The organism is Pseudomonas sp. H26/SER47-MNA-CIBAN-0231, from assembly GCF_040310465.1.
GTDB lineage: Bacteria > Pseudomonadota > Gammaproteobacteria > Pseudomonadales > Pseudomonadaceae > Aquipseudomonas > Aquipseudomonas atacamensis.
Genome location: NZ_JBEOPW010000018.1, coordinates 91705 through 104398, shown reverse-complemented (window position 1 = coordinate 104398; position 12694 = coordinate 91705). Strand labels below are relative to the sequence as shown.

General features: G+C 61.8%; 12 protein-coding genes and 1 pseudogene. 6 read left to right on the top strand and 7 right to left on the bottom strand.

What is annotated here, in order from left to right; translation table 11 throughout:
• Nucleotides 1–5 precede the first annotated feature (5 nt).
• The 6 genes from AAEZ10_RS22655 (at nt 6) to AAEZ10_RS22630 (ending at nt 7136) form a co-directional block, all read left to right on the top strand.
• Nucleotides 6–1280 carry a glycerate kinase type-2 family protein gene (locus AAEZ10_RS22655; RefSeq protein ID WP_122698940.1) on the top strand — a complete coding sequence of 425 codons (1275 nt, stop codon included), beginning with the start codon at nt 6–8 and terminating at the stop codon, nt 1278–1280.
• Complete coding sequence (pyk, locus tag AAEZ10_RS22650; RefSeq protein ID WP_252885578.1) at nt 1277–2692, top strand: pyruvate kinase; 1416 nt, start codon at nt 1277–1279, stop codon at nt 2690–2692. The genes AAEZ10_RS22655 and pyk overlap by 4 nt, the downstream gene beginning before the upstream one ends.
• Before the next feature lie 226 nt (nt 2693–2918).
• Nucleotides 2919–3833, top strand: coding sequence for an urea transporter (locus AAEZ10_RS22645; protein WP_073472726.1), 915 nt, complete (start codon nt 2919–2921; stop codon nt 3831–3833).
• Nucleotides 3834–3854: 21 nt separating this feature from the next.
• On the top strand, nt 3855–4679 hold the full coding sequence (locus AAEZ10_RS22640) for an ion transporter (RefSeq protein WP_016771032.1): 825 nt from the start codon (nt 3855–3857) through the stop codon (nt 4677–4679).
• Nucleotides 4680–4783: 104 nt separating this feature from the next.
• Complete coding sequence (locus AAEZ10_RS22635) at nt 4784–5782, top strand: sulfate ABC transporter substrate-binding protein (protein ID WP_122602247.1); 999 nt, start codon at nt 4784–4786, stop codon at nt 5780–5782.
• Nucleotides 5783–5948: 166 nt separating this feature from the next.
• On the top strand, nt 5949–7136 hold the full coding sequence (locus AAEZ10_RS22630) for an MFS transporter (RefSeq protein ID WP_110645084.1): 1188 nt from the start codon (nt 5949–5951) through the stop codon (nt 7134–7136).
• A gap of 181 nt (nt 7137–7317) precedes the next feature.
• Here the strand turns inward: AAEZ10_RS22630 and AAEZ10_RS22625 are convergent, their stop codons facing one another.
• The 7 genes and pseudogenes from AAEZ10_RS22625 to AAEZ10_RS22595 all read right to left on the bottom strand — a co-directional run bounded on the left by AAEZ10_RS22625 (nt 7318) and on the right by AAEZ10_RS22595 (nt 12693).
• Nucleotides 7318–7722, bottom strand: a complete 405-nt coding sequence (locus AAEZ10_RS22625; RefSeq protein WP_130930092.1) for a type II toxin-antitoxin system HicB family antitoxin — start codon at nt 7720–7722, stop codon at nt 7318–7320.
• Nucleotides 7722–7932 (bottom strand): annotated as a pseudogene (locus AAEZ10_RS22620) (type II toxin-antitoxin system HicA family toxin). The gene AAEZ10_RS22625 and the pseudogene AAEZ10_RS22620 overlap by 1 nt, the downstream one beginning before the upstream one ends.
• A 146-nt stretch (nt 7933–8078) precedes the next feature.
• The gene (locus AAEZ10_RS22615; protein WP_016771039.1) at nt 8079–8483 is read right to left on the bottom strand and encodes a hypothetical protein; all 405 of its coding nucleotides are present in this window, start codon (nt 8481–8483) and stop codon (nt 8079–8081) included.
• Between the two features lie 25 nt (nt 8484–8508).
• Nucleotides 8509–9708, bottom strand: coding sequence for a c-type cytochrome biogenesis protein CcmI (gene ccmI, locus AAEZ10_RS22610; RefSeq protein ID WP_273528580.1), 1200 nt, complete (start codon nt 9706–9708; stop codon nt 8509–8511).
• On the bottom strand, nt 9705–10175 hold the full coding sequence (locus AAEZ10_RS22605) for a cytochrome c-type biogenesis protein (RefSeq protein WP_122747440.1): 471 nt from the start codon (nt 10173–10175) through the stop codon (nt 9705–9707). The genes ccmI and AAEZ10_RS22605 overlap by 4 nt, the downstream gene beginning before the upstream one ends.
• A complete protein-coding gene (locus tag AAEZ10_RS22600; RefSeq protein WP_024012128.1) occupies nt 10172–10708 on the bottom strand; it encodes a DsbE family thiol:disulfide interchange protein in 537 nt (178 codons plus the stop codon). The genes AAEZ10_RS22605 and AAEZ10_RS22600 overlap by 4 nt, the downstream gene beginning before the upstream one ends.
• A complete protein-coding gene (locus AAEZ10_RS22595; protein WP_258605559.1) occupies nt 10705–12693 on the bottom strand; it encodes a heme lyase CcmF/NrfE family subunit in 1989 nt (662 codons plus the stop codon). Before AAEZ10_RS22595 ends, AAEZ10_RS22600 begins: the two co-directional genes overlap by 4 nt.
• Nucleotide 12694 lies beyond the last annotated feature (1 nt).

Here is a 12694-nt window from a genome sequence, read left to right as displayed (position 1 = left end):
CCGCCATGTCGGTCGATCCGCAACAACTGCTGCGCGAGCTGTTTGCCACAGCCATCGACGCGGCCCATCCGAACCAAGTCCTCGAAGCCCATTTGCCTGCTGATCGCACGGGTCGGGTGATCGTCATCGGCGCCGGCAAAGCCGCTGCTGCCATGGCGCAAGTGGTCGAGCGCTGCTGGGAGGGTGAAGTCACCGGCCTGGTGGTGACCCGCTACGGCCACGGCGCTCCGTGCGAAAAAATCGAGGTGGTCGAAGCCGCGCACCCGGTGCCGGACGCCGCCGGTCTGGCCGTGGCCAAACGTGTGCTGGAACTGGTCAGCAACCTGACTGAAGACGACCGCGTGATCTTCCTGCTCTCCGGCGGCGGCTCTGCCCTGCTCGCCCTGCCGGCCGAAGGCATCACCCTCGCCGACAAGCAGGCGATCAACAAAGCCCTGCTCAAATCCGGCGCGACCATCGGCGAGATGAACTGCGTGCGCAAGCACCTCTCGGCGATCAAGGGTGGCCGCCTCGGCAAGGCCTGCTGGCCGGCGACGGTTTATACCTACGCGATTTCCGATGTGCCCGGCGACCTCGCCACCGTCATTGCCTCCGGCCCGACCGTGGCCGATCCGAGCACTTCGGCCGAGGCGCTGGCGATCATCAAGCGCTACGGCATCGACATTCCCGCCTCCGTGCGTACCTGGCTGCAAAGTCCGGAATCGGAAACGGTCAAACCCGGCGACCCAAGCCTGGCGCGCAGTCATTTCCAGTTGATCGCCCGCCCGCAGCAATCGCTGGACGCGGCGGCGGTGAAATGCCGGCAGGCCGGTTTCAGCACCTTGATTCTCGGCGACCTCGAAGGCGAATCCCGTGAAGTGGCGAAAGTCCACGCCGGCATCGCCCGACAGATCATCAATCACGGCCAGCCACTGGCGGCGCCGTGCGTGATTCTCTCCGGCGGTGAAACCACGGTAACCGTGCGCGGCAATGGCCGTGGCGGACGCAACGCCGAATTCCTCCTCAGCCTGACCGACAGCCTCAAGGGCCAGCCCGGCGTCTACGCGCTGGCCGGCGACACCGATGGCATCGACGGCTCGGAAGACAACGCCGGCGCGATCATGACCCCGGACAGCTACGCCCGCGCCGCCGCACTGGGTCTGAGCGCCAGCGACGAGCTGGATAACAACAACGGCTACGGCTACTTCCAGGCGCTCGATGCGCTGATCGTCACCGAGCCGACCCGCACTAACGTCAACGACTTCCGCGCCATTCTGATCCTTGAGAACTGCAAATCATGACGCCTGATAAAAAGGTCAAAATCCTCGCCACCCTCGGCCCTGCGGTCGACGGTATCGACGACATCCGCGAGCTGGTCGAAGCCGGGGTCAACATTTTCCGCCTGAACTTCAGCCACGGCGATCACGCCGACCACGCCAAGCGCTATCAGTGGATCCGCGAAGTCGAGCGTCAGCTCAACTACCCGCTCGGCATTCTGATGGATCTGCAGGGGCCGAAACTGCGTGTGGGCAAGTTCGCTGATGGCAAGGTGCAGCTGCATCGCGGTCAGGCGTTCCGCTTGGATCTTGATACGACACCGGGCGATGAACGCCGGGTCAACCTGCCGCATCCAGAGATCATTGCCGCGCTGGAAGCCGGCATGGATCTGCTGCTCGACGACGGCAAGCTGCGCCTGCGCGTGGTCACCAAGTACAACGATGCGATCGACACCAGCGTGCTCAACGGCGGCGAACTGTCTGATCGCAAAGGTGTGAACGTGCCGCAAGCGGTGCTCGACCTGAGCCCGCTGACCGCCAAGGATCGCCGCGATCTGAGCTTCGGCCTGGAATTGGGTGTGGACTGGGTCGCGCTGTCGTTCGTACAGCGCCCGCAGGACATTGTCGAAGCCCGCGCATTGATCGGCGACAAGGCGTTTCTGATGGCGAAAATCGAGAAGCCTTCGGCGGTCGAGCAACTGCGTGAGATTGCTGAGTTGAGCGACGCCATCATGGTCGCTCGCGGGGATCTGGGTGTTGAAGTGCCGGCGGAAAGCGTGCCGCAGATTCAGAAAAACATCATCACCACCTGCCGTGCGCTGGGCAAACCGGTGGTGGTGGCGACGCAGATGCTCGAGTCGATGCGTTTCTCCCCTGCCCCAACCCGTGCCGAGGTGACTGACGTCGCCAACGCCGTGGCCGAAGGCGCCGATGCGGTGATGCTCTCGGCGGAAACCGCGTCCGGTGAGTACCCGCTGGAAGCCGTGCAGATGATGAGCAAGATCATCCGTCAGGTTGAGAACGGCCCGGATTATCAGACCCAGCTCGACGTCAGTCGACCGAAAGCCGAGGCGACGGTTTCCGATGCGATCAGCTGTGCGATCCGCCGGATCAGCAACGTGCTGCCGGTGGCGGTGCTGGTCAATTACAGCGAGTCCGGCGCCTCGACGTTGCGCGCATCCCGGGAACGGCCGAAAGCACCGATCCTCAATCTGACGCCGAACCTGCAAACCGCGCGGCGCTTGAGCGTGGCGTGGGGCATTCATTCGGTGGTCAACGATCGCCTGCGGCAGGTCGACGAAGTCTGCTCGACGGCACTGGAGATTGCTCAGGCGCAAGGCATGGCCGAGCGTGGCGACACGCTGCTGATCACCGCTGGCGTGCCGTTCGGGCAGCCGGGGTCGACCAATTCGCTGCGCATCGAGACGTTGATCTGACCCACCCTAAAAGTGGGTGCATAACCTTGTGGCGAGGGGATTTATCCCCGTTGGGCTGCGAAGCGGCCCCCCATCGGAGAATGCGGTTTCTCTGTGGAAACCGTCACACCCTCAAAAGCGACGACTGCTGCGCAGCCGAACGGGGCGGTGCGACGTTTCGCTAAATCCCCTCGCCACAGTCACTTGCAAGACCTTTTGATGTTCCAACTGCCCAGATTTTCTCAACATGCCTGCCAATCACTTCAACACCCACTGCCCCGACTGGGCCGAGGCTTTGCTCAACGGTTTCAGTCAGATTTTCTTTCAGCGCCATCCGCTGTGCGGCCTGCTGTGTCTGTTGGCGATTCTGCTGACCGCGCCGGTACTGTTCGCCGGGGCGCTGCTCGGTGGCGTTGCCGGTCTGCTCACCGCGCAGCGGCGCAACTACGCCAAGGCCGATCGCCAGGCCGGGTTGTTCAGCTACAACGGCGTGCTGCTCGGCCTGCTGCTGAGCCTGTATTTCCCTTGGTCGCCACTGCTGCCGCCGTTGATTCTTGCAGCGGGCGGCTTGAGTGCGATGCTCACTCAGCAATGGCTCAAACACGTGTACCGCAGTCGCGCCATACCGGCGTATACCTCGCCGTTCGTGGCGCTCAGCTGGGTGCTGCTGGTGTTCGCCGAGCCGTCCACACCGGCGGCATCGGTCGACCTGAACACGACGAATCTGCTGGCCGCTGAACTGCGCGGATTCGGCCAGGTGATGTTCCTCGACCATCCATTGGCCGGGGCGTTGATCGTCAGCGGTTTGCTGCTCGCCGATCGCCGCGCGTTCTGCTGGGCGCTGCTGGCGTCGGCGATCGGCCTCGGCTCGAGTCTGCTGCACCACGAAACGTCCGCCGCACTGCTCGGACTCGGTGGCTACAACGCCGTACTCGCCGCCCTCGCCTTCAGCGCTCAACGGCAACATCCGTGGCTGCCGCTGCTGGCAATTGTCCTGGCACTGCTGGTGACGCCGCTGTTTGCCGCCCTTGGATTGGCGACGCTGACCGCGCCGTTCATCCTCGCCTGCTGGTTGATTCGTGCCGGTATTCAAATGCTTGGCAAAGCGTCGCTTGCGCATGAGTCTTGCGCTCACGAGGAGAATCACCCTAGGCTGCGCTGATCTTCGATTCAGGCGTTATCCATGGACAGCAGCAACAATTGGCGCGAACGGCTTTACGTCATGATCTTCCAGAGCGACACCCCGGCCGGGCGTCGCTTCGACGGCATCCTGCTGGTGATCATCCTCGCCAGCCTGGTGATCGTGATGCTCGACAGTATCGACAGCATTCACCGTAATTACGCCGATGTTCTGGCCTATATCGAGTGGGGCTTCACGGCGATTTTCCTCGGCGAATACATCCTGCGTCTGTACTGCTCGCCCAAGCCGCTGCGCTATGCCTTCAGCTTTTATGGCCTGGTGGATCTGCTGGCGATCGTGCCGGGCATCCTCGCGCTGTATTACAGCGATGCGCAGTATCTGCTGATCATCCGCATCATTCGGATGCTGCGGATTTTCCGTGTGCTCAAGCTCAGCCCGTATCTCAAGCAAGCCAACTATTTGATGTCGGCGCTGCGTGGCAGCAAGCAGAAAATCGTCGTGTTTCTGGTCAGCGTGTGCACGCTGGTGACGGTGTTCGGCACGCTGATGTACGTGATCGAAGGCCCGGAACATGGCTTCACCAGCATTCCCAAAGGCATCTATTGGGCGATCGTGACCTTGACCACTGTGGGCTTCGGCGACATCGTGCCGAAGACGCCGCTGGGCCAGGTGATTTCCTCGCTGGTGATGATCACCGGTTACTCGATCATCGCCGTGCCCACGGGGATTTTTACCGCAGAGCTGGCCAACGCGATGCGCGGCGAGCAGCTGCAACATGACTGCCCGGGCTGCCAGAAAAAGACCCACGAGCAGAGCGCAGCGTTCTGTTCGCGCTGCGGCAGTCAGCTGTTCAAGAAAGTGGAATAAGCACAGAGCTTTTTAATCTTTAAGCGACTATGCGTGGCCCGCTATAGTCGCTGGCAAATCGCCTCACTTTTGACACAACACCCCCACAGAACAAGGAATGCGCAGTGAAAAAACTCTTTGGCGCCTCACTTCTCGCCGCCGGCCTGGCCTTGGCCAACATCGCTCAGGCAGCACCGACGCTGCTCAACGTTTCCTACGACGTGATGCGCGATTTCTACAAGGACTACAACACTGCGTTCCAGAAGCACTGGCAAGCCGAGCACAACGAAAACATCACCGTGCAGATGTCCTTCGGCGGCTCGAGCAAGCAGGCGCGTTCGGTGATCGACGGCCTGCCGGCTGACGTCATCACCATGAACATGGCCACCGACATCAACGCCCTCGCCGACAACGGCAAACTGGTCCCGGACAACTGGGTCACGCGCCTGCCGAACAACAGCGCACCGTTTACCTCGGCCACGGTGTTCATCGTCCGCAAGGGCAACCCGAAAGCCTTGAAAGACTGGCCCGATCTGCTCAAGGACGGCGTACAGGTGATTGTGCCGAACCCGAAAACCTCGGGTAACGGCCGCTACACCTACCTGTCAGCCTGGGGCTATGTGCTGAAAAACGGTGGTGACGAGAACAAGGCCAAGGACTTCGTCGGCAAGCTGTTCAAGCAGGCGCCGGTACTCGACACCGGTGGCCGCGCCGCTACCACCACGTTCATGACCAACCAGATCGGCGACGTGCTGGTGACCTTTGAAAACGAAGCGGAAATGATCGCTCGCGAGTTCGGCCGCGATCAGTTCGAAGTGATTTATCCAAGCGTCTCCGCCGAAGCCGAGCCACCGGTTTCGGTGGTCGACAAAGTCGTCGACAAAAAAGGCTCGCGCGCTGCGGCTGACGAGTATCTGAAGTACCTGTGGTCGCCGGAAGGACAGGAAATTGCGGCGGCCAACTACCTGCGCCCGCGTGACCCGGCGGTGCTGGCGAAGTACACCGACCGTTTCCCGAGAGTCGATTTCCTTTCGGTGGAGAAGACGTTTGGTGACTGGCGCACGGTGCAGAAAACCCACTTCAATGATGGTGGCGTGTTTGATCAGATTTACAGCGGGCAGTAAGGCTTGATCTGAAAAATCAAAAGGCGACCCACCGGGTCGCCTTTTTGTTGCGTGGGAATACTGGTCATTACACGGCGTAATAACAGTTATCATCCGAAAACGTCTTCTGCCAGTCCAGGTTGTCCATTAGCCTCAGCCCTTTCCTGTGCCCGACCCGAGATCCCCTATGACCACCACTCCTCACGCAATGACCCGAGGCATGGTCCTGCTGTTCGCGTTCTGCTGCGGCGCCATCGTTGCCAACATCTACTACGCACAACCGATTATTGGCCTGATCGCGCCGGACATCGGCCTCTCCGACACCATGGCCAGTTTCATCGTCTCGCTGACGCAGATCGGCTATGCGTTGGGCCTGTTCTTTCTGGTGCCGCTGGGGGATCTGCTGGAGAACCGGCGGCTGATGATCATCACCACGGTCGTGGCGATTGCCAGTCTGCTTGGCGCAGCGTTTACCGAGCAGCCGAACGTATTTCTGCTGATCTCGCTTCTGGTCGGGTTCAGCTCGGTGTCAGTGCAGATCCTGATTCCGCTGGCCGCGCATCTGGCGCCGGAAGAGTCCCGTGGTCGCGTGGTGGGCGGGATCATGGGCGGTTTGCTGCTGGGCATTCTGTTGGCGCGACCGGTGTCGAGTGTGGTCGCCGATCACCTCGGCTGGCGCGCCATGTTCATGATCGCCGCAGCGTTGATGGCGGCAATCAGCGTGGTGCTGGCGCTGACCGTGCCCAAGCGCCAGCCGGATCACAGCGCAACTTATGGCCAATTGATCGGCTCGCTGTGGACACTGCTGCGCCAGCAACCGGTGCTGCGTCAGCGGGCGTTTTACCAGGGTTGCATGTTTGCCACGTTCAGCCTGTTCTGGACCGCCGTGCCACTGGAACTGGCGCGCAACCATGGCCTGTCGCAAAGCGAAATCGCGATCTTCGCTCTGGTGGGCGCCATCGGTGCCATCGCCGCGCCAATCAGCGGCCGCCTCGCCGATGCCGGTCACACACGCATCGCCTCGCTGCTGGCCATGCTCTTCGCCAGCCTGAGCTTTCTCCCCGCCTTCATTCACCCGGCCTACAGCGTCATCGGCCTGGCCGTGACCGGCGTGGTGCTGGACTTCTGCGTGCAGATGAACATGGTCCTCGGCCAACGCGCGGTGTACTCGCTGGACGCGAAAAGTCGTGGCCGTTTGAACGCGCTGTACATGACCAGCATCTTTATCGGCGGCGCTTTCGGCTCCTCGGTGGCCAGCGCGGTGTACGAGCATGGCGGCTGGTTGTGGATCGTGATTGTTGGTAGCGTGTTTCCGTTGTTGGCGTTGGTGCGGTTTCTGAGTGTTTCACGACGCGCTTCATTGGCCACGGCTTAAGGCTTCAAAAGCTTCGCGAGCAAGCTCGCTCCCACAGGTTTTGGGTGACCTTCGAATCACTGCAATGCACAAAACTAGTGGGGGAGCGAGCCTGCTCGCGAAGGCGTCAGTTCAGATCATGTTTGCACCGACTGACACACCGCTTTCGCGAGCAGGCTCGCTCCCACAATTGGACGTACCTTCAATACCGAACCAGTTTCTCCATCGCCGCATCCGCCAGAAACGAAGAGCGGCTTTTGACGTTATGCTCGCGTACATAGCGATCAATACGCTGAATCACATAGCCGGGCAGCGTAACGTTGACCTTTTCGGTCTTGCCCAGGTACGGCGAGATATCCAGCTCCAGCATGCCCCAGCCCATCTCGGCAAAATCCGGACGATTGCGATGCGCCGCTGCCGAGGTCGGCATCGGAATCGCCTGACCGGCCGCCGCGATCTCCTGCAGCATGAGGTGAGCCACTTCCACGGCCGCGTTGTAGGCCTCCTCAAAGCTGTCCCCGGCCGTGACTGCGCCGGGAATATCGGGGATCTGAATGCCGATGGCAGTGTTCTCGTCACCCCACTCGATGCAGATGGGATATTGCATTACGGATCTCCTTCATGACGGGTTGGCGGGCTGAAACCCCGCGCGCCGCCGAATGCTTTTGATTGTCCCCAGCGGTAAATCCTTTTTCGGATGCGGGACGGCAATCGTGTTCGGGTTGTAACGATGAGTGAAGATGTGATGACTGCCCGCAACCCGATCCAGCGTCCAGCCCGCCTCCTCCAGCTCCTTCATCAATAGCCTGCTCTGCACCAACCGCCTCCTTGGCCTGGCCCATTAAAAGTAACTCTAGAGTTATCTTTACTCAAGCGCAGAATGGGACGGGGTGACGGTTGGTTGTTTTACAAGGTGTGATTCAAACGGCAAAAAAAACGGCGATCCCAAGATCGCCGTTTCTCTTACTGCCCGAACTTCTTGCCCAACCCCGGCGGGACGCCGTGGATGTTGGTGTCTTCCCACGGGCCGTTGGGGCTGACCGAGCGGCTCCAGCCGTTGTTCCAGCGGTAGTAGGTGCGCTGGCGGTAGAAGGTGTTGGTCTGGTCGTCGAGCACGTAGACGCCGAGTTTCTGGTCCCAGTGGCTGTTGCCGCCCGGTGGCGGGGCGAAGCTGGCCGAGGTACGTGGCACGGGCTTGGCGGGTTTGGCCGGGATGCTCTTGCCGGGGCTTGGCGAGGTCGACGGAGTTGGACTTGGCTGGGACGGCGGGATCGGCGGCAGGCTGGTGGTCGGTTCCGGGCGTTGTACCGCACATGCACTCAAGCCCAGGGCCAGTGTGAGGACTGTGATGCGGGCGATGGTGTGCATGGCGGTGCTTTCCTGTTGGGTCCGGTTACTTGTCCGGGCTGTCGATAGTCAGTTTTTGTGGCGCGGTGGTGCTGCTGGCCACTGGGCCGCTGCGACCGATCCACTCACCGGCAGTCGGTTGACCGGCTCGTGAGATGCGCGCAACCAGTTGGACTTCAGGGAAGTTGGACAGTTTCAACTGCGGCATCATTGCATCGGCATCGCCCAGTTCGACGGTCACCGGCAGGTCAGCCACGGTCAGGCGTTTGGCCGCCAGCGGCGCCGGTGGGCCAGAAGTGGCGCGGGCGAAGATGAACACGCTGTCGCCCGGTTGCACCTTGCTCTTGAGGTCGCTGGCCAGATCCACGCTGACTGTCAGCAATGCAGCTTTCGGCACCGGAGCCTCGGCAACCTTGCCACCGCTGGCTTTCAGGCGTTCGGCGGCACGCTCGATGCCGCCTTGCAGCGCAGCGCGAGAGTTGTCATCCGGCGGCAGTTGCGCGAGCAGGCGATTCCAGTAGTCGATGGCCTCCTGATAACGCTCGCCTTCGAACGCGGCGATGCCGAGCAGGCCGAGGCTGGTAACTTCCTTCGGATCGGCCTTCAGCGCTTCGTCGGTCAGTTTCTGAATCTGCTCCGACCACTTTTTACCGTCGGCAAAATACTGCGCCTGCGCCCACTGGCCGAGCAACTCCGGCTGGCGACCGGCGAGGTTGGCGGCGCGTTCGAACATCTTCGCCGCGTCTGCCGGGCGGTCTTGAGCCATGTAGGTACGACCGAGGAAATACAGACCTTCGGCGGAATCCGGTTGTGCGGCCACCGCACGTTCCAGACGCTGGGTCATCTCTTCCATCGACTGCGGTGCCTGAGCGAATTCGCGGGTCAGTTCGACCTTGTCGGCGGCGCCGAAATGCAGGTACAGACCGAGGCCCAGCACCGGTACCAGCACAGCGGCCAGCAGCGGCAACGGTTTACCCAGGCGCGAGACACGCGGCGCGGCGGCGCCTTCGGTGTCGGCGAGCAGTTCACGCGCAGCTTCCGCGCGGCCGCTGTCCAGTTGCGCGGCGTCGAGCACGCCCTCGGCCTGCTGCGCTTGCAGCTCGGCCACCCGTTCCTGGTACAGCGCGACGTTCAACGCGGTGCGATCTTCTTCCCGCTGGGCGCGGCGTTCGCGCAGTACCGGGATCAGCAGAAAACTCAGGGCGACCAGAAGCAACAGCCCTGCGGCGAGCCAGAAATCAATCATTCTTGGTTTTTATCCAACAGTTGGTCGAGGCGCTGACGTTCTTCGGCAGACAGCGATGACGGCGTTTCGGCGCGTTGCCCGCGACGCCTGCGCACGATCAGCGCGATCACCACGAATCCACCGAGCAGCAGCCCGGCCGGGCCGAACCACAGCAGCGCGGTCTTGGCATTGAGCGCCGGTTTGTAGCGGACGAAATCACCGTAGCGATCGACCATGAAGTCGATGATCTGCTGATTGTCCTTGCCCTCGCCGAGCATGCGGAAAATCTCTTTGCGCAGGTCGGCGGCAATCGGTGCGTTGGAGTCGGCGATGTCCTGGTTCTGGCATTTGGGGCAGCGCAGTTCCTTGGTCAGTTCGCGGAAACGCTCGCGGTCGCCCTCGTTGGCAAATTCGTAGGTGTCGATGGCCGCGTGGGCGACACCGGCCAGGCTCAAACCCAGCACCACCGCTGCGAGAAAACGCTTCATGGCTTGGCCTCATCGACCAGCGCCTGATACTTGGCCGCGAGTTTTTCGCGCCAGACCTGCTCGTCGATCACCCCGACGAACTTGTCGCGGATGATGCCTTTGGCGTCGATGAAGAAAGTTTCCGGCGCGCCGTAGACACCAAGATTCAAGCCCAGCGAACCCTCGTCGTCACGAATATCCAGCGCATACGGATTGTGAAACTCGGCCAGCCACTTCAAGGCGTCGGCATTGGTGTCCTTGTAGTTGATGCCGTAGATCACCACGCCGCGCTCGGCGAGTTTGTTCAGCACCGGGTGCTCGACGCGGCAGGAGATGCACCAGGTGCCCCAGACATTGACCAGCGCCGGTTTGCCGAGAATGTCGGCCTTGGTCAGCGTCTTGTCACCCTGCACACTCGGCAGGGAAAACTCCGGGAACGGCTTGTCGATCATCGCCGACGGCAGCTCCGCCGGATCCAGATACAGCCCACGATAAAGAAACACCGCCACCAGCAGAAATATCGCCAGCGGCAACAACATCAACCAACGCCTCATGCCGCCGCTCCCGTCATGCCCAGCGCTTCGCGCACTTTGCTTTTCACCTTGACCCGATAACGCCGATCCAGCGCCGCCAGCAAACCACCCAATCCGGTGAGCAAGCCGCCGAACCAGATCCAGCGCACGAACGGTTTGACGTGTACGCGCACGGCCCAGGCGCCGTTATCCAGCGGCTCGCCGAGGGCGACGTAGAGATCGCGGGTGAAACCGGCATCGATGCCGGCTTCGGTCATCACCGAGTTCTGCACGGTGTACAGACGTTTTTCCGGATGCAGCACGCTGATTTCCTTGCCGTCGCGAATGACGCGGATGGTGCCTTTGTCGGAGGTAAAATTCGGCCCCTCGAAATGCTTGGCGCCTTCGAAGACGAACTGATAGCCGGCCAGATCCATCGACTCGCCCGGCGCCAGACGCAGGTCGCGCTCGGCACTGTTCTGGCTCGACAACACCACGCCCAACGCGCACACGGCGATGCCGAGGTGGGCGATCTGCATGCCCCAATAACTGCGGGTCAGCGTCGGCAAACCTTTGATCAGGCCTTTGTGCCGGGTCTTGTCGAACAGATCGCGCACGCCGGCGAGTAACACCCACGCCGCCAGCAGGAACGTCGCGATCACTGCCCAGTTGAAATCGCCGTACGCCACGCCGGCCACCACGGCCAATGCGACGCTGCCGAGCAGCACCGGAGTGAGCATGCTCACCAGCCATTTCACCGGCGTGTCCTTCCAGCGCACGATTACACCGATCGCCATGACCAGCATCAGCAACGCCATCAACGGAATGAACAACGCGTTGAAGTATGGCGGGCCGACCGACAGCTTGGCGCCGCTGATGGCATCAAGAATCAGCGGATACAAGGTGCCAAGGAGGATCATCGACGCGGCCACGACCAGTACCAGGTTGTTGCCCAGCAGCAAGGTTTCCCGCGACCACAGGTTGAAGCCAACCTGACTTTTCACCACCGGCGCACGCAGCGCAAACAGCGTCAGTGAACCGCCCACCACGAACAGCAGGAAAATCAGGATGAACACGCCGCGCTCGGGATCCGAAGCGAAGGCATGCACCGAAGTCAGCACGCCCGAGCGTACGAGGAACGTGCCGAGCAGGCTCAACGAGAACGCGGCGATCGCCAGCAACACCGTCCAGCTCTTGAACACGCCACGCTTTTCGGTAACGGCCAGCGAGTGAATCAACGCGGTGCCGACCAGCCACGGCATGAACGAGGCGTTTTCCACCGGGTCCCAGAACCACCAGCCGCCCCAGCCGAGTTCGTAATACGCCCACCACGACCCGAGGGTGATGCCGATGCCGAGGAAGGCCCAGGCGACGATGGTCCATGGCCGCGACCAGCGCGCCCACGCCGCATCGAGACGCCCGCCGAGCAGCGCGGCGATAGCGAACGCGAACGCTACCGAGAAACCGACGTAGCCCATGTACAGCATCGGCGGATGCACGATCAGGCCAATGTCTTGCAGCAACGGGTTGAGGTCGCGACCGTCCGCCGGAATCTGCGGCAGGATCCGCGAGAACGGGTTCGATGTGAGAATCAGAAACAGCAGGAAACCGGTGCTGATCATGCCCATCACGGCCAGGACGCGGGCGAGCATGACTTGCGGCAACTGCCGGGAGAACACCGACACGGCGAAGGTCCAGCCGCCGAGGATCAACGCCCACAGCAGCAGCGAACCTTCGTGGGCGCCCCACACTGCGCTGAATTTGTAGTACCACGGCAGCGCGCTGTTGGAGTTCATCGCCACGTAGCCGACCGAGAAATCGTCGGTCATGAACGCGTAGGTCAGGCAGCCAAAGGCAAACAGCAGAAAGGCAAACTGGCCCCACGCCGCCGGTTGCGCCAGGCTCATCCACAAGCGGTCGCCGCGCCACGCGCCGAGCATCGGCACCAGCGCTTGGACCAGTGCAAAACACAGCGCGAGGATCATCGCCAGATGGCCCAGCTCGGGAATAAACAGTGCGGCGGCCATC

What these genes read in the sequence shown, in the direction of transcription:
- AAEZ10_RS22645 (WP_073472726.1), top strand. Translation starts at nt 2,919, where the DNA reads ATGCCTGCCAATCACTTCAACACCCACTGCCCCGACTGGGCCGAGGCT.
- AAEZ10_RS22625 (WP_130930092.1), bottom strand. Translation starts at nt 7,722, where the DNA reads ATGCAATATCCCATCTGCATCGAGTGGGGTGACGAGAACACTGCCATC.
- AAEZ10_RS22655 (WP_122698940.1), top strand. Translation starts at nt 6, where the DNA reads ATGTCGGTCGATCCGCAACAACTGCTGCGCGAGCTGTTTGCCACAGCC.
- pyk (WP_252885578.1), top strand. Translation starts at nt 1,277, where the DNA reads ATGACGCCTGATAAAAAGGTCAAAATCCTCGCCACCCTCGGCCCTGCG.
- AAEZ10_RS22630 (WP_110645084.1), top strand. Translation starts at nt 5,949, where the DNA reads ATGACCACCACTCCTCACGCAATGACCCGAGGCATGGTCCTGCTGTTC.
- AAEZ10_RS22600 (WP_024012128.1), bottom strand. Translation starts at nt 10,708, where the DNA reads ATGAGGCGTTGGTTGATGTTGTTGCCGCTGGCGATATTTCTGCTGGTG.
- AAEZ10_RS22595 (WP_258605559.1), bottom strand. Translation starts at nt 12,693, where the DNA reads ATGGCCGCCGCACTGTTTATTCCCGAGCTGGGCCATCTGGCGATGATC.
- AAEZ10_RS22615 (WP_016771039.1), bottom strand. Translation starts at nt 8,483, where the DNA reads ATGCACACCATCGCCCGCATCACAGTCCTCACACTGGCCCTGGGCTTG.
- AAEZ10_RS22605 (WP_122747440.1), bottom strand. Translation starts at nt 10,175, where the DNA reads ATGAAGCGTTTTCTCGCAGCGGTGGTGCTGGGTTTGAGCCTGGCCGGT.
- ccmI (WP_273528580.1), bottom strand. Translation starts at nt 9,708, where the DNA reads ATGATTGATTTCTGGCTCGCCGCAGGGCTGTTGCTTCTGGTCGCCCTG.
- AAEZ10_RS22640 (WP_016771032.1), top strand. Translation starts at nt 3,855, where the DNA reads ATGGACAGCAGCAACAATTGGCGCGAACGGCTTTACGTCATGATCTTC.